We start from the raw sequence: 14,128 nt of genomic DNA, 5'->3' as shown, positions 1-14,128 counted from the left end.
CCCGTCTGATGACGCGATTAGGGCGCATCGTTCGGGGTCGGTCAACCGCCTTGTTGGGCCGCGACGGGGCACGACCGCATCACGATCGCATCCGTCACCGGCCCGTAATAGCGGCGCCTGAGACCCGCTTCCACCCATCCATTTCGCAGGTACAGCGCCCGTGCCGCGACGTTGTCCGACGCCACCTCCAGGAATGCCTTTTCGGCGCCCGTTTCGCCCGCATGGCGGGCAAAATGCGCAAGCAGCCGCTGCCCGTGACCCTGCCTGCGAAGGGAGGGTGAAACCGCAAGGGTCAGCAGCTCGGCCTCTCCGGCAAGGCTGCGGCCCAGGAGGAAGGCGTCGGGATCGCCCAGCAGGAAGGTCCCGCGCGCGGCCAGCAGATCGTCGAACTCGGCTGCGGTCCAGGGACGCGGCGTCACGAAGCAGGCGGCATGGGTCGCGGCCAGCGCGGCGCTGTCGGTCACGGCAGGATGCGGGGGGGCGCGTCGCGGCCCGGCGCGGCATCGGCGGGCCGAAGATAGACGGGCGCGGGGCGGGGCTGGGGTCCGCGATCGGCCAGCATGGCGGCCATGCGCGCCACGCCCTCGGCGATCGCGACCGCCGGCGCAGCCGGCGCGGGGCCGGGCGGCAGCGCGCCGGTCGCAGCCTGCTGCGGCCGGCTGCCCGCCACCGGTTCACCGGCCTGCGGGGGCTCTTGCCCGAAATCCTGCCAGATCACGGTATCCGCGCGAGACGGGATCTGGATGCGGCACGGGCGGGGCAGACCCCATGCCAGCGCATCGGTCGCGCTGACGCCGATCGCGGGCACCCCCATCGCCAGGGACAGCCCGCGCGCCGCCGCGACCGCGACGCGGATGCCGGTGAAGTTGCCCGGCCCGGTGCCCACGCCGATCACGTCGATCTGACGGAAGGTCGCGCCCGCTTCGGACAGCAGCTCCTCGATCATGGGCATCAGCCGCTCGGCCTGGCCCTTGGCCATCTCCTCGTGGCGGCTGGCCAGCAGGCGGTCGCCACGCAGCAAAGCGGCCGCGCAATGCGCGGCCGACGTGTCGAAGCCCAGTGTCAGGCGGTCAGGCAACGGGGCGCACCTCGACCACCTCGGGGATATAGTGGCGCAGCAGGTTCTCGATCCCCATCTTCAGCGTCAGCGTGCTGGACGGGCAGCCGGCGCAGGCGCCCTGCATGTGCAGATAGACCACGCCGCGGTCGAAGCCGTGGAAGGTGATGTCGCCACCGTCCTGCGCCACGGCGGGACGCACGCGGGTGTCCAGCAGTTCCTTGATCTGGCCGACGATCTCTCCGTCGGGGCCGTCATGCTCGGCATGGCCGTCGCTCTGGGCCGAGCCTTCGACCGCCGGGGCGCCCGACTGGAAATGCTCCATGATCGCGCCCAGGATCGAGGGCTTGAGGTGGTCCCAGGGGGCGGTCTCGACCTTGGTGACGGTCACGAAATCGCGGCCCAGGAAGACGCCGGTCACGCCCTCGACCGCGAAGACGCGGCGCGCCAGCGGCGAGGTCGCCGCGCTGTCGGGCGTCGGGAAATCGGCCGTGCCTGCACCCAGCACGGTCTCGCCGGGCAGGAACTTCAGCGTTGCGGGGTTCGGGGTCGTTTCGGTCTGGATGAACATGGGCGGCTCCTTTGAGGCCCGATATGGCGATGCGCGGCCCTTGGGTCAAGCGGGGCTGCCCCTCAGGTGATCGCTTCCAGCCGTTCCTTGGACAGGTCGCCCGGCACGACCGTGATGGGGCAATGCAGCACCCCCGGATCGCGCAGCAGGCGGTTCAGCACCGGGTTCGGCCCCGCCTTCTCGGGGCTGAGCCCCAGCACCACGATGCCGATATCGTCGTCCTCGGCAATCTGGGCGATCAGCTCCTCGGCGGGGTCGCCCTCGCGGATGACCAGCTCGGGCTCGATGCCGGGGCGGGACCGCATCCATTTCGCGAAGACCTCGAAATGCGCCTCGATCCGCTCGCGGGCCTCGGCGCGCATGACATCGGCCACGCCGAAGCCGTGCTGGATCTCGTCGGCGGGAATGACGGACAGGATGACGACCCCGCCCTCGGTCCTGGCGGCGCGCATCGCCGCGAAGCGCATCGCGTTCAGGCATTCCCGGCTGTCATCCAGCAGAACGAGGAACTTGCGCATGTTTTCGCCTATCCTTTGCCCGGAATGGACCATATTGCGCGATGACAGTGGCCGATGCGCCATGCTTGTGCAAGATCTGCTGCCGAATCCTTCGGCAGACGTTCCCATGCCGCGGCAACTGTGTTAGCGGCGAAGGGGCGGCAACATCCATGATTGGACGGTAGCGTGACGATTCACCACGACTGGGACAAGAACGACGCGGCGCGTCTGGCCGGCCTGACCGCCCCCAGGATGGGCTGGTTCATCGGCGAGGCTTCGGCCCCCGGCGTCGAGCCCATGCCCCGTTCCAAGCGGATCTTCGACTTCACCTTCGCGCTGGTCCTGCTGATCCCGCTGTCGGTGGTGATGCTGGTCGTGGGCTGCCTTCTGTTGATCCTGCAGGGGCGTCCGATCTTCTATACCGCCCACCGGATGCGCGGCCCGAACGAGGCGTTCAACCAGTTCAAGTTCCGCACCATGCTGTGCGAGGAACATGATTTCGGCGCGACCGGTGCGCACAAGGCGTGGCGAATCACGCCCATCGGCCGCTTCCTCCGCCGGTCCCGCATCGACGAGCTGCCGCAGCTGTTCAACATCCTGCGCGGCGACATGAGCTTTGTCGGACCCCGCCCGCCGCTGCGCGAATACGTGGAACGCTTTCCCGCGGTCTATGCGCAGGTGCTGCACAGCCGTCCGGGCGTGACGGGTCTTGCCACGCTGATCTATCACCGCCACGAGGACCGCATCCTTGCGCGCTGCAAGTCCGCGCAGGCGACCGAGGCCGCCTATTACCGCCGGTGCCTGCCTGCCAAGCTGAAGATCGACCTGATCTATCAGCGGCATCGCAGCATGCGGATGGACCTGTGGATCCTGTGGCACACGCTGAAGATCGTCGTGTCGCGCAAGGACGAACGCCCGCGCCGTCGCCGGGGCGAACGCGTGTGGCTGCCGGTCGGTCCGGCCAGCCGCCAGCGTCGTCAGGCGAAGGGATCGCGCGGGTAACCCACCCCCGTCAGGTACAGCCCCTGCGGCGGGCAGACCGGCCCGCAGGCCGCACGGTCGGCCGCCTGCAGCGCATCGCGCACGCGATCCGGGGTCCAGGACCCTGCGCCGACCCTCTCCAGCGTGCCCACGATGGACCGGACCTGGTTGTGCAGGAACGACCGCGCGCGCAGGTGGAACCGGTATTCGGTCCCGTGCGGGATGGGCAGGGCCTCGATGGTGATCTCGTCGATGGTCTTGACCGGGCTTTTCGCCTGGCAGATCGAGGATCTGAAGGTGGTGAAGTCGTGCAGCCCGACCAGATGCGCCGCGCCTTCGCGCATCGCGTCCAGGTCCAGCGGGTTCTGCACCTGCCAGATCTGACCCTTCTGCGTCGTCATCGGTGCGCGGCGGCTGACCACCCGGAACAGGTAGCGCCGTTCATGCGCCGAGAAGCGGGCGTGGAATTCGTCCTCCACCCGCGCCGCCGCGAGGATCGCCACCGGTGCGGGCTTCAGATGGAAGTTCAGCGCCTCGGACAGGCGGAAGGGGTCCCAGTCGCGCAGCAGATCGGCATGGGCGACCTGGCCCGTGGCATGGACGCCCGCATCGGTGCGACCGGCCGCCGCGATGCGCGCGCCTGCGGCAAAGCCCGCGTCCAGCCGTGCCAGCGCGGTCTCGATCGCGCCCTGCACCGATGGCTGGTCGGCCTGCGCCTGCCAGCCGGCAAAGGGGGCGCCGTCATATTCGACCTTCAATGCGAAGCGCGGCATCAGTCCTGCCTGTTCCCTGTCTTCTGTCCGGGAAACGATGCCGAGAGCAGCTGGTCCAGCGTCTGGGCCTCGTGGCTTTCCAGCCGGGCGCGGTCGGCGGGGTCAACCTGGGTGGCGGCACCCGTCAGCCCCTCGCGGGCAAGGCGTTCGCGCAGGACCGACATCTCGATGTCCAGGGCCTCGCGGTTGCCGTCAAGAAGGCGGTCGGCGCGCGCGATGAAATCTTTTTCCAGGTCGTCCAGAAAACTCGCATAGGCCTGCCGCGCAGCCTCGTCGCGGGTCTGGGAATAGAGGTCGGCAAAGCGGCTGGTCGCGTCCCGCGCCCCCATCAGGTAGACGCCCATGTAGCGCCGCGCCGATGCCAGCCCCGAGGGGTTGGCGCGCACCCGTTCGAACAGGTGGCGGACGCTGGCCTCGAACATCGACACGCGGGCCTCGATCCGGCGGTCGCCCGCGCGGGCGATGGCGTCGCGCATCTCGCGCAGATAGGTCTCGCCTTCCTCGATCATGCGGTCGGCGCGTTCCTGCTGGAAATCGTCCACGCCCTCGGCACCCTTGTCGCGCCACGGGTCCAGCCCGAAGGCCAGCTGGTGCAGCACCAGCCCCGCCGCGCCGATCAGGCCGGTGCCCGCGATGGCGCCGGGTTCCGCCGCCCCGATGCCCAGGCCCAGTCCCGCCAGCACGCCGCCGAACAGCTTGCGCGGGATGGCGGGGCGCTTGGCCACGCGGCGGGCCTCGAAGGCGGCCTGCGCCTCCAGCCCCTCGCGGGTCATCCACATGCCGCTGGCGATCATCCCGAAGGCCGCAAGATCGGCGACCATGCCGCCCGCGGATTGGAAGAACGCGCCCAGCAGGAAGGGGCTGGCAGCCAGCGTCACCCATTTCGGGCGCCCTTCATGGGGATGGCGCGGCACCTGCGGCAGGTCGGGCCGCGCCGTGCCGTCGGGCAGGTTGTTCCTCAGCATGTCACGGGGCGAGAAGCGCCCCCCGTATTTCCGTGCCATCATGCCCTCCGGGTCAGGCCGCGCCCGCGAATGACGCATAGAGCGTCAGCAGCAGAAGCAGGTAGAAGCTGAGCCTTGTTCTGGCCTTGGACGACATGGGCACCCCTTTCGCGGCGGTTCTCACCCTCTATATCGGCCAAGAGCGGCGGATTTCAAACCGCTTCGGGCCAGATCGCGTCCAGCGCGTCGCGAAGGGGCGCGTCGTCCTGCAGCCACATCCGGACCGGCAGGGCCATCACCTTGGGACGGAAAGCACGGGGCAGGCGGGCCGCATCCTTCTCGGTGGTGACCAGCTGCGCGCCGACCATGCGGGCCTCGGTCTCCAGCCGGGTCAGCAGGGCGGGGGTGAAGGGCTGGTGATCCTCCAGAGCTTCGTGGCGGAGGATGTCGGCGCCAAGATCGCGCAGGGTGGCAAAGAACTTCTCGGGGTGGCCGATGCCCGCGAAGGCAAGGACGCGGTGGCCGCGCCAGTCGAAGCCCGTGCGGATCGGGCGCAGCATGCCGCGCAGATGCGGGGGCGCGCCTTCGGGCGTGGCAAAGCGCGCCTGCGCCGCGTCCGGGCCGACCGACAGCAGCAGGTCCGCGCGCGCAAGCCCCGCCGCGACGGGCTCGCGCAGCGGCCCCGCCGGCAGGCACAGCCCGTTGCCGAAGCCCTTGGCCGCATCGACCACGACGACCGACAGGTCGTGATGCAGCGCCCCGTCCTGGAAGCCGTCGTCCAGGATGATCGCCTGCGCGCCCGCAGCAACCGCGGCCCGCGCACCCGCGACACGGTCCTTGGCGACCCAGGTGGGGCCGAAGGCCGCCATCAGCAGGGGCTCGTCCCCGGTCAGGGCGGCGTCGTGTTGGCCGTCCAGCACGCGCAGCGGGCCGGTCGCACTGCCGCCATAGCCCCGTGACACGACATGCGCCGCGATCCCCCGCGCGGCCAGTTCCATCTGCAGGTGGATCACGGTGGGCGTCTTGCCCGTTCCGCCCGCATTCACGTTGCCGACGCAGATCACGGGCACGCCGACGCGCGCCCTTGCGCCGCCCGCCAGCCTGCGCGCCGTCGCGCGGGCATATATCGCGCCAAGCGGGGCCAGAAGCCGCGCCTTCGGGGTGGGGGGCGTGACGAACCAGAAACCGGGGGTGCGCATCAGCCTGCCTTCGATGTTGCGACGGGTGGGGGCGGGGCGGGAAATCCGCGTGCGGGGGGCGTGCCGTCCACGAAGGCCAGCACGCGGTCGGCGATGCGGATCGCGACATCGGCCCCGCCGGTGCTGACGCGCCAGGCATTCGCGGCCAGGGTGGCGGCGAACTCGGCCTGGGTCAGCTCGACCAGCGCCGCGGCAAGCCCTTCGGGACCGGTGACGCGCCGGGCCGCGTGGGCGCCGTCAAGCTGCTGCCATTCGGTCTGGAAGCCGCCGGTCTCGGGGCCGTGGACGATGGCCGAGCCCAGCGCCGCAGGCTCGAACGGGTGGCGCATGTCCTCGGTGCCGCTCAGCGTGCCGCCCATGAAGCTGACGGGCGCAAGGCGGTACCACAGCCCCATCTCGGTCAGGCCGTCGGTCAGCATCACCTGCACTTCTTCCGAGGGCTCCTCATCCTCGTCCCGGCGGGCAAGGATCAGGCCCGCATCCTCGATCTTGGCGGCAAGCTGCGGGATGCGGCCGGCGTCGGCGGGGGCGATGAACAGCAGGGCGCGGTGGGAATGCTGCGTCACCTCCTGGTGGGCGGCGATGACGGCGTCCTCCTCGGCCTCGGGCAGGGCGGCGGCGAACCAGGCATGGCGGCCCGTGATCAGCTGGGCCAGCGCCTGGCGCTCGGGCTCGGTGCAGTGCAGCGGCTCGCGGATTTCGGATACGGGGCCGGTCATGTGCAGGCGCCACGCGGGCAGCCCCATGCGGCGGGCGGCGGCGTGGCTGGCCGCGTCGGTCAGCTGCAGCGCCGAGGCCTTGGCCAGCAGGCTGCGACGGATGCCCGCCTGCATCCCCCATGCCAGGTCGCGCGGTTCCAGCCGCAACTCGGCCAGGATGACGGGAATGTCGTGCCGTGCCGCCACCGCGATCAGCGCGGGGGGCAGGGCGTTGCCCAGGGCCAGCACGGCCACGGGGCGGGCGCGGTCGATCAGCGCCTCGATCAACGAGGGGTCGCCCGCGGGATCGGGCTGGTCGTCCTCGGGGGACAGATCGACGATGCGCAGTTCGGGGCGGGCCTGCGTCAGCCTGCGCCGGACCTGCGCTTCCGCCTGTCGGGCGTCGGGGGCCACGTGCATCAGCAGCACGGGGCCCGCGCCCTGCGGGATGCGGGGCAGGGCCTGCGCATTGTCGCGGCCCTGGCGCAGATGCCACCAGAGCCCCAGCCTGCCCAGCCCCGACCCTGCCATCAGCCGCCCAGTTCCTCGGTCGGGCTGACTTCGCGTTCCTCGTCGCGCAGGCGGTGCAGATGCGCGATGAAGTAGCGGGTATGGGCGCTGTCCACGGTGCGCTGCGCCTCGGCCTTCCATGCGGCATAGGCGGCGTCGTAGCTGGGGAAGACGCCCACGACGTGGATGTCGTCCGTGTTGCGGAACTTGGTCCCTTGCGGGTCGATCAGCTCGCCTCCGAAGACGAGATGCAGGCGCTGGCTCATGTTGGCTCCTGTTGGTCTGGGGTGACGGCGGGCTGCAGGGAACCCGCCGCGAAGGATGGGGGCGCGGGGCCGATCAGTCCTGATCGGCGCCCGACAGCTCCATGATGACCGCCCATTCGGCATCCGTCACCGGCTGCACCGAAAGGCGGGTATTGTTCACGAGGACCATCTCGGCCAGGCGCGGCTCGGACTTGGCCTCGTCCAGGCTGACGGGGCGGGGCAGCTTGCGCACTGCGCGCACGTCCACGCATTCCCACTTGGGATCGTCGGCGGTGCTGTCGGGATGCGCCTCGGCGATCACCTCGCAGATGCCGACGGCCTCCTTGCCGATATTGGAATGGTAGAACAGCCCGAGGTCGCCCTTCTTCATGGCCCGCATCATGTTGCGCGCCTGATAGTTGCGGACCCCGTCCCATTCCTCGCCCGCGTCGCCCTTGGCGATCAGGTCGTCCCAGCCGAAGACGTCGGGTTCGGACTTGAACAGCCAATAGGCCATCAGCCGATCACCTTCTTCCACTCGATCACCTCGACCGAGGCGAAGAGACCGGCCTTGCCATAGGGATCGTTGTCGGCCCAGTCCTGCGCGGTCGCAAGGTCGGGCGCTTCCAGGATCACGATGGATCCGCGCATCTCGCCTTCCTCGATCAGGGGGCCGGCGACGAAGACGAGGCCGCTGTCGCGCAGATGCGCCAGGTGGGCGTCGCGGTTGTCCAGGCGGGTCTGCAGGGCGCCGGGCTTGTCCCGGCAGATCACGGCGTAATGGGGCATCATTCCTCCTTCAAGGGGCGGCTGAGCAGGTGGTCCATCGCCTTTTCCACGGAAACGCCGCCTTGGGCAAGCCGCGCGACCATCGTGGCGATGGGCAGGTCAAGGCCGTCGCGCAGCGCCATGCGGGCCAGCGCCTGCGCGGTCGCGGCACCCTCGACCGTGGTGGCGCTGTCGAATTCGGCCCCCGCGCCAAGCGCCTGCCCGAAGCGGAAGTTGCGCGACTGCGCGGATGTGCAGGTCAGCGTCAGGTCGCCCAGGCCCGACAGGCCGGTCAGCGTCTCGGGGCGGGCGCCCAGATGGGTGGCAAGGCGCGTCATCTCGGCAAAGCCGCGGGTGATGATGGCGGCGCGCGCGCTGTCGCCAAGACCCGCGCCGATCACCGCGCCCGCCGCGATGGCGGCCACGTTCTTCAGCGCGCCGCCCAGCTCGGCCCCGGTCACGTCGGTGGTCCTGTACAGCCGCAGCACCGGCGTCGACAGCCGCGCCTGAAGCGCCGCCCCGGCATCGGGGTCGGTGCAGGCCAAGGTCAGCGCGGTGGGCAGGCCGCGCGCGATGTCGGCGGCGAAGGACGGCCCCGTCAGCAGCGCGACCGTCGCGCCGGGGCAGGCATCCGCGATCAGCGCCGATGGTCCCGTCAGGCGCTGCATGTCGATGCCCTTGGCGGTATTCACCAGGCGCTTGCCCGCAAGGGCCGCGCCATGCTGCGCCAGGAACCCGCCAAGCGCCTGCGCGGGCAGGGCCAGCAGGATCGTGTCGGCCTGCACGGCGCGGCCAAGATCGTCGGTGGGGGTCACGCTGCCCGGAACGGTCACGCCCGGCAGGCGCGGGTTCGCGGGCCACCACGCGATGTCGCGGCCCCACAGCGTGACGGGACCCCGCGCGCCCAGTGCCACGGCCAGCGCGGTCCCGAAGGCACCTGCGCCCAGGACCGAGATCACGCCTTGGCCCCCTTCTTGCCGCTGCCCAGCATGGGCGCCGCCTTGCGGTCCAGCGGCCAGCGGGGGCGGGCGGACAGGTCCATCCCGTCGCGCTGACCGGCCAGGAAACGCTCGATCCCCGCCCAGGCGATCATTGCGCCATTGTCGGTGCACAGCCGCAGGGGCGGCGCAAGAAAGCGCGCGCCCGCATCCTCGGCCACCTTGGCCAGCGCGGCGCGGATCTGCGTGTTGGCGGCCACGCCCCCCGCCACGGCCAGCACCGGCACGGGGCTTGCGGCCAGCGCGCGGCGCGACTTCTCGGCCAAAACCTCGGCCACGGCGGTCTGGAACGCGGCGCAAAGATCGCGGCGGTCCTGCTGGCGCAGCCCGCCCTGTTCGGCGATCAGCTGGTCGCGCAGGCGCAGCGCGGCGGTCTTCAGCCCCGAGAAGCTCATGTCGCAGCCGGGGCGGTCCAGCAGAGGGCGGGGAAGGGTGAAGCGGGTATCGTCGCCAAGCGCGGCCTCGGCCTCGACACTGGGGCCGCCGGGCTGGGGCAGGGCCAGCAGCTTGGCGATCTTGTCGAAGGCCTCGCCGGGGGCATCGTCGATCGTGCCGCCCAGCCGCGTGAAATCGTCCGAGCCGTCGACGCGCAGGAACTGGCAATGCCCGCCCGACACCAGCAGCATGACGTAGGGACAGTCGATCCCGTTGGTCAGCCGCGGCGTCAGCGCATGGCCCGCAAGGTGGTTCACGCCCACCAGCGGCAGGCCGGTCCCGGCGGCGATGCCCTTGGCGCACATCACGCCCGCCATCACGCCCCCGATCAGCCCCGGTCCCGCCGTCACGGCGATCCCGTCCAGGTCCGCCAGCGACAGGCCCGCATCGGTCAGCGCCTGCTCGACCGCGATGTCCAGGCGTTCGGCATGGGCGCGGGCCGCGATCTCGGGGACGACGCCGCCGAAATCGGCATGCAGCTCGGTCTGGCTGCTGACGACATTCGCCAGCACGCGGCGGTCGCCCGTCACGATGGCCGCGGCGGTGTCGTCGCAGCTGCTCTCGATGCCCAGAAAGATCAGATCCTTGCCCATGGCACGCCCCATGCTTACCCCTGAGGGCACTAGCACCGGCGCGAAAGGATGCCAATGCCGACAAGGAAGCGCCCGACCCTGCTGCTGACCCGCCCGCACGAGGATGCGCGGCGGTTCCTGGCGACAATGGGGGATTGGCCCGCCGTCATCTCGCCCGTGATGCGGATAGAGCCGGTGGCCCATGACGGCGCGATGCTGCGCGATGCGGCGGGGCTGGTCTTCACCTCGGGGCATGCGGTGGCGTCGGCGGGGCCGGGGCGCGGCAGGCCCGCGATCTGCGTGGGCGGGCGCACCGCCGATATCGCGCGGGCCGCGGGCTTCGACGTGGCCGAGGGGGCGGGCAGGGCGGACAGCCTGCTGCCCCTGATCCGCGCGGCGGCGGTTCCGCTGGTCCATCCGCATGGGCGCCATGTCGCGCGGGCACTGCCGGTGCCGGGGATCGTCGTCTACGACCAGGTGCCCCAGCCGCTGAACGCGACGGCGCGGGCGCTGCTGGCGGGGGATGCGCCGGTGATCGCGCCGGTCTTCTCGCCGCGTTCGGCGGATTTGTTGTCGCAGGCGGTCGCGGATGCGCGGGCGCCCCTGTGGCTGGTCGCGATCAGCGACGCGGCGCGCGCGGCCTTTCATTCGCGGGCCGCGCGGGTCGAAACCGCGTGCCGCCCCGACGGGCAGGCGATGCGCGATGCCATCCGGCGGATCGCCCGTCAGGAACAAAGCTGAAAGCGGCGGGTTGAGCGAAGGCTTTTCGCTAAGTAGGCTGCGGCAGACGCGCCACAGCGGCCATCAGGCGCATGGCATGAAGACGGGGACAGCACGTGACAAAGCCGACAGACAAGAACGCGGACAAGAACGAGGCGACCGGGAAGGCCGAAACCGGCAGGGGTCGCAAGGCGGCGGCGGCACCGGGCGTGATCGCCTCGACCGATATCGGGCAGGGCAAGCCCGCGCAGGCCGGACAACCCGGTGAACTGCGCCCCATCGAATCGCAGCTTCTGGGCGACGGCACCGATGGCCGTCCCGCAGCCGCGAAGAAGGCCGAACCCAAGCCCGAAGCCGCTGCGGCACAGCCCGCGCCGAAGCCTGCCTCGCAGCCCGCCCCCGCGGCGGCGCCCGTGAAGAAGACCGGCTTCTGGCCCGTCGTCCTGGGCGGTGTCGTTGCGGCGGGCCTTGGCGCGGGTGCCACGATCCTTGCGCTGCCGCACCTGCCCGCAGGCATGCTGCCGCCCGGTCCCGACGCGGCCCAGCCCGCCCCCGCCGAATTCGACAGCCAGGCCGTGATCGACGAGGCCGTCGCCGCTGCGCGCGAGGCTGTCGCCAACATGCCCGCCGCGCCCGCCTCGTTGCCCGACGATCTGGCCGCGCGTCTGGATGCGCTGGAACAGTCGCCCGACCTTGCGGCGGAACTTGCGGCCCTGCGGCAAGAGCTGGAGGACCAGAAGGCGCAGATCGCCGCGATCCCATCGCAATCGGCGTCCAGCGATGCGACCGACCGCATCGAGGCCGCCGCCGCCGAGGCCGAGGCCCGCCTGCAGGCCGCCCGCGACGAGGCCGAGGCCCTGCAGCAGGCCGCCGCCGAGACGACCCGCCGCGCCGAGGCCGTCGCCGCCGTCGCCTCGCTTCAGGCGGCGCTGGATCGTGGCGTGACCGCCGACGAGGCGAAATCCACGCTGGAAGGCGCGGGCATCGACGCGCCCGACGCGTTCAGCCAGGACATCCCCAGCCTGGGCGATTTGCAGGACGCCTTCCCCGAGGCCGCACGTGCGGCCCTGCGCGCGGACCTGTCCAGCAGCAGCGCCAGCGGCGAAGGCAATGTGTTGACGAATTTCCTGCGCGCGCAGACGGGCGCGCGTTCGGTCGCGCCGCGTGAAGGCGACGATACCGACGCCATCCTGTCGCGGGCCGAGGCCACGCTGAACGGCGGCGATGTCGCGGCCACCGTGGCCGAGCTGGAGGCCCTGCCGCAGCCCGCCGCAGAAGCGCCCGCGATGGCCGATTGGCTGACCCGCGCGAAAACCCATTCCGAGGCGCAGTCGGCCCTGTCCGATCTGTCGTCGACCCAAGACTGAGGGCCGCCCGATGCTGTTGTCTCTGATTAAGATCATCGCGTTCTTCGCCGTCGTTCTGGCGATCGCACTGGGTGCGCAGCACCTGTCCGAAACCGCGCAGATGCTGCAGATCCGCTATGGCGGGACCGAGATCGCGCTGACCCCGGTCAAGGCGGTCGCGGCGCTTCTGGTGCTGATGGTCCTGGCCTGGCTGATCTTCAAGATCCTGGGCCTGATCGTCGCCGTCCTGCGCTTCCTTGCCGGCGACGAGACGGCGGTGAACCGCTACTTCTCTCGTGCGCGGGAACGCAAGGGCTATGCCGCCTTCGCCGAGGGCATGCTGGCCGTCGCCTCGGGCGAGGGGAAGCTGGCGCAGGACAAGGCCGCCCGCGCGGGCCGCTACCTGAACCAGCCGCATCTGACGAACCTGCTGGCGGCGCAGGCCGCCGAAACGGCGGGCGATTCGAAGCAGGCCGTCGGCATCTATCGCCAGCTGCTCGAGGATGACCGCACCCGCTTCGTGGGGATTCGCGGCCTGATGCGCCAGAAGCTGGCCGAGGGCGACACGCAGAAGGCGCTTCTGCTGGCGCAGAAGGCCTATGCACTGAAGCCCCGCCATGCCGAGGTGCAGGACACCCTACTGGACCTGCAGACCCGCGAGCACGACTGGAAAGGCGCCCGCAAGACCCTGAAGGACAAGCGCAACCAGGGCCAGTTGCCCAAGGCCGTGGCCCTGCGCCGCGATGCGGTCCTGGCCCTGAAGGAGGCCAGCGACGTTCTGGCCGAGGGTCAGTCCGCCAGCGCGCGCGAGGCCGCGATCTCGGCGGCGAAGGCGTCGCCGGACCTGATCCCCGCGGCCGTTCTGGCCGCCCGCAGCTATATCGGGCAGAAGGATTTCCGGAACGCCTCGCGCATCTTGGAAAAGACCTGGTCGGTGCGTCCGCATCCCGATGTCGCCGGCGCCTATGCCGAGATCGTCCCCGACGAGAAGCCCGCAGCCCGCCTGCGCCGCTTCGAGCGTCTGATCGCCAAGAACCCGCAGCACGAGGAATCGCGCCTGCTGAAGGCCGAGCTGCTTCTGGCCGCCGAGGACTTTCCGGGCGCGCGCCGTGCCCTGGGCGATCTGGCCGAGACGCATCCCACCGTGCGCACGCTGTCGATCATGGCCGCGATCGAGCGCGGCGCGGGTGCAGACGATGCCGTCGTGCGCGGCTGGCTGACCAAGGCGCTGACCGCCTCGCGCGGGCCGCAATGGGTCTGCGACAAGTGCCACAACGTCATGGCCGAATGGTCGCCCGTCTGCGACAGCTGCGGCGGCTTCGACACGCTGACCTGGCGCGAACCGGATGCCGCTCGCCAGGCCGCGACGGCCTCGGCCACCGGCGCCGAGATGCTGCCTCTGCTGGTCGGCAGCCCGCGCAAGGATGCCGAGGATGCGCCCGACCTGTCCGAGCCGGTGCAGCCGCACCCGCCGGGTCCAGCCGAACCCGAAGGGCAGCGCCGCGAATCCGCGACGCCCAATGTCGCGCCCGGCATGGTCCCGCGCGAAGAGGATTACGTGAGCGCAAGCGACCCCTCGGCCACGGTGACCGACCCTGAACCCAAGCCCGAACCGAAGCCCGAGCCCGAGGTGATCGCGCCCGAACCAACCGCTGAACCGGCGCCCGAACCGGTCGCCGAGGAAGAGCCGCAGATGGTGCGCCCCGATGCGCAGCCCGCGGACGAGGACGACTGGTCGCAGCCAGGCAAGGGCAAGTAAGGTCGGGTCCGATGAAAAAAGACGGGGGCGGGCGAAAAAATGCGCGTCCCCTCTT

At 70.9% G+C, this 14,128-nt stretch carries 17 protein-coding genes; 4 read left to right on the top strand and 13 right to left on the bottom strand.

Annotated elements, in window-relative coordinates; all coding sequences use genetic code 11:
• Nucleotides 1–41: 41 nt before the first annotated feature.
• The 4 genes from F804_RS0100250 to F804_RS0100235 form a co-directional block, all read right to left on the bottom strand.
• Nucleotides 42–464 carry a GNAT family N-acetyltransferase gene (locus F804_RS0100250; protein WP_022705730.1) on the bottom strand — a complete coding sequence of 141 codons (423 nt, stop codon included), beginning with the start codon at nt 462–464 and terminating at the stop codon, nt 42–44.
• Entirely contained in the window at nt 461–1,078 is a 618-nt protein-coding gene (gene tsaB, locus F804_RS0100245) for a tRNA (adenosine(37)-N6)-threonylcarbamoyltransferase complex dimerization subunit type 1 TsaB (protein ID WP_022705729.1), read from the bottom strand. The genes F804_RS0100250 and tsaB overlap by 4 nt, the downstream gene beginning before the upstream one ends.
• Entirely contained in the window at nt 1,071–1,628 is a 558-nt protein-coding gene (locus F804_RS0100240) for a NifU family protein (protein ID WP_022705728.1), read from the bottom strand. The genes tsaB and F804_RS0100240 overlap by 8 nt, the downstream gene beginning before the upstream one ends.
• Before the next feature lie 62 nt (nt 1,629–1,690).
• Nucleotides 1,691–2,146, bottom strand: a complete 456-nt coding sequence (locus F804_RS0100235) for a universal stress protein (RefSeq protein ID WP_022705727.1) — start codon at nt 2,144–2,146, stop codon at nt 1,691–1,693.
• A 165-nt stretch (nt 2,147–2,311) separates the two neighbouring features.
• Between F804_RS0100235 and F804_RS15125 the strand changes: the two genes are divergently transcribed.
• Nucleotides 2,312–3,127, top strand: coding sequence for a sugar transferase (locus F804_RS15125; RefSeq protein ID WP_022705726.1), 816 nt, complete (start codon nt 2,312–2,314; stop codon nt 3,125–3,127).
• On the opposite strand, the gene truA is transcribed toward F804_RS15125, so the two are convergent.
• The 9 genes from truA to tsaD all read right to left on the bottom strand — a co-directional run bounded on the left by truA (nt 3,103) and on the right by tsaD (nt 10,269).
• Entirely contained in the window at nt 3,103–3,879 is a 777-nt protein-coding gene (truA, locus tag F804_RS0100225) for a tRNA pseudouridine(38-40) synthase TruA (RefSeq protein WP_022705725.1), read from the bottom strand. The genes F804_RS15125 and truA overlap by 25 nt on opposite strands.
• On the bottom strand, nt 3,879–4,883 hold the full coding sequence (locus F804_RS15120; RefSeq protein ID WP_084686380.1) for a 5-bromo-4-chloroindolyl phosphate hydrolysis family protein: 1,005 nt from the start codon (nt 4,881–4,883) through the stop codon (nt 3,879–3,881). The genes truA and F804_RS15120 overlap by 1 nt, the downstream gene beginning before the upstream one ends.
• Nucleotides 4,884–5,035: 152 nt before the next feature.
• Complete coding sequence (gene lpxK / locus F804_RS0100215) at nt 5,036–6,022, bottom strand: tetraacyldisaccharide 4'-kinase (protein WP_022705723.1); 987 nt, start codon at nt 6,020–6,022, stop codon at nt 5,036–5,038.
• Complete coding sequence (locus F804_RS15115; protein WP_022705722.1) at nt 6,022–7,251, bottom strand: 3-deoxy-D-manno-octulosonic acid transferase; 1,230 nt, start codon at nt 7,249–7,251, stop codon at nt 6,022–6,024. The genes lpxK and F804_RS15115 overlap by 1 nt, the downstream gene beginning before the upstream one ends.
• A complete protein-coding gene (locus F804_RS0100205) occupies nt 7,251–7,496 on the bottom strand; it encodes a DUF4170 domain-containing protein (RefSeq protein ID WP_022705721.1) in 246 nt (81 codons plus the stop codon). The genes F804_RS15115 and F804_RS0100205 overlap by 1 nt, the downstream gene beginning before the upstream one ends.
• Before the next feature lie 73 nt (nt 7,497–7,569).
• A complete protein-coding gene (locus tag F804_RS0100200) occupies nt 7,570–7,992 on the bottom strand; it encodes an EVE domain-containing protein (RefSeq protein ID WP_022705720.1) in 423 nt (140 codons plus the stop codon).
• A complete protein-coding gene (locus tag F804_RS0100195; protein ID WP_425413858.1) occupies nt 7,992–8,267 on the bottom strand; it encodes a YciI family protein in 276 nt (91 codons plus the stop codon). The genes F804_RS0100200 and F804_RS0100195 overlap by 1 nt, the downstream gene beginning before the upstream one ends.
• Nucleotides 8,264–9,202, bottom strand: a complete 939-nt coding sequence (locus F804_RS0100190) for an NAD(P)H-dependent glycerol-3-phosphate dehydrogenase (RefSeq protein ID WP_022705718.1) — start codon at nt 9,200–9,202, stop codon at nt 8,264–8,266. Before F804_RS0100190 ends, F804_RS0100195 begins: the two co-directional genes overlap by 4 nt.
• Complete coding sequence (gene tsaD, locus F804_RS0100185) at nt 9,199–10,269, bottom strand: tRNA (adenosine(37)-N6)-threonylcarbamoyltransferase complex transferase subunit TsaD (protein WP_022705717.1); 1,071 nt, start codon at nt 10,267–10,269, stop codon at nt 9,199–9,201. Before tsaD ends, F804_RS0100190 begins: the two co-directional genes overlap by 4 nt.
• A 54-nt stretch (nt 10,270–10,323) precedes the next feature.
• Here tsaD and F804_RS0100180 point away from each other — a divergent pair, with 54 nt between their 5' ends.
• The 3 genes from F804_RS0100180 (at nt 10,324) to F804_RS0100170 (ending at nt 14,073) form a co-directional block, all read left to right on the top strand.
• A complete protein-coding gene (locus tag F804_RS0100180) occupies nt 10,324–10,989 on the top strand; it encodes a uroporphyrinogen-III synthase (RefSeq protein ID WP_022705716.1) in 666 nt (221 codons plus the stop codon).
• Between the two features lie 95 nt (nt 10,990–11,084).
• Nucleotides 11,085–12,335, top strand: coding sequence for a COG4223 family protein (locus F804_RS0100175; RefSeq protein WP_022705715.1), 1,251 nt, complete (start codon nt 11,085–11,087; stop codon nt 12,333–12,335).
• A gap of 10 nt (nt 12,336–12,345) precedes the next feature.
• Nucleotides 12,346–14,073, top strand: coding sequence for a heme biosynthesis protein HemY (locus F804_RS0100170; RefSeq protein WP_022705714.1), 1,728 nt, complete (start codon nt 12,346–12,348; stop codon nt 14,071–14,073).
• Nucleotides 14,074–14,128: the final 55 nt, after the last annotated feature.

Source organism: Paracoccus zeaxanthinifaciens ATCC 21588, assembly GCF_000420145.1.
Lineage (GTDB): Bacteria > Pseudomonadota > Alphaproteobacteria > Rhodobacterales > Rhodobacteraceae > Paracoccus > Paracoccus zeaxanthinifaciens.
The sequence above is the reverse complement of the archived record's forward strand: the minus strand, read 5'-3'. Positions and strand labels throughout refer to the sequence as shown.

Excerpts from the sequence above, each read along its gene's own strand:
- F804_RS0100205 (WP_022705721.1), bottom strand. The coding sequence starts at position 7,496 with ATGAGCCAGCGCCTGCATCTCGTCTTCGGAGGCGAGCTGATCGACCCG.
- F804_RS0100200 (WP_022705720.1), bottom strand. The coding sequence starts at position 7,992 with ATGGCCTATTGGCTGTTCAAGTCCGAACCCGACGTCTTCGGCTGGGAC.
- F804_RS0100235 (WP_022705727.1), bottom strand. The coding sequence starts at position 2,146 with ATGCGCAAGTTCCTCGTTCTGCTGGATGACAGCCGGGAATGCCTGAAC.
- F804_RS0100240 (WP_022705728.1), bottom strand. The coding sequence starts at position 1,628 with ATGTTCATCCAGACCGAAACGACCCCGAACCCCGCAACGCTGAAGTTC.
- F804_RS15115 (WP_022705722.1), bottom strand. The coding sequence starts at position 7,251 with ATGGCAGGGTCGGGGCTGGGCAGGCTGGGGCTCTGGTGGCATCTGCGC.
- F804_RS0100195 (WP_425413858.1), bottom strand. The coding sequence starts at position 8,267 with ATGATGCCCCATTACGCCGTGATCTGCCGGGACAAGCCCGGCGCCCTG.
- lpxK (WP_022705723.1), bottom strand. The coding sequence starts at position 6,022 with ATGCGCACCCCCGGTTTCTGGTTCGTCACGCCCCCCACCCCGAAGGCG.
- tsaD (WP_022705717.1), bottom strand. The coding sequence starts at position 10,269 with ATGGGCAAGGATCTGATCTTTCTGGGCATCGAGAGCAGCTGCGACGAC.
- F804_RS15120 (WP_084686380.1), bottom strand. The coding sequence starts at position 4,883 with ATGGCACGGAAATACGGGGGGCGCTTCTCGCCCCGTGACATGCTGAGG.
- F804_RS0100170 (WP_022705714.1), top strand. The coding sequence starts at position 12,346 with ATGCTGTTGTCTCTGATTAAGATCATCGCGTTCTTCGCCGTCGTTCTG.
- truA (WP_022705725.1), bottom strand. The coding sequence starts at position 3,879 with ATGCCGCGCTTCGCATTGAAGGTCGAATATGACGGCGCCCCCTTTGCC.
- F804_RS0100180 (WP_022705716.1), top strand. The coding sequence starts at position 10,324 with ATGCCGACAAGGAAGCGCCCGACCCTGCTGCTGACCCGCCCGCACGAG.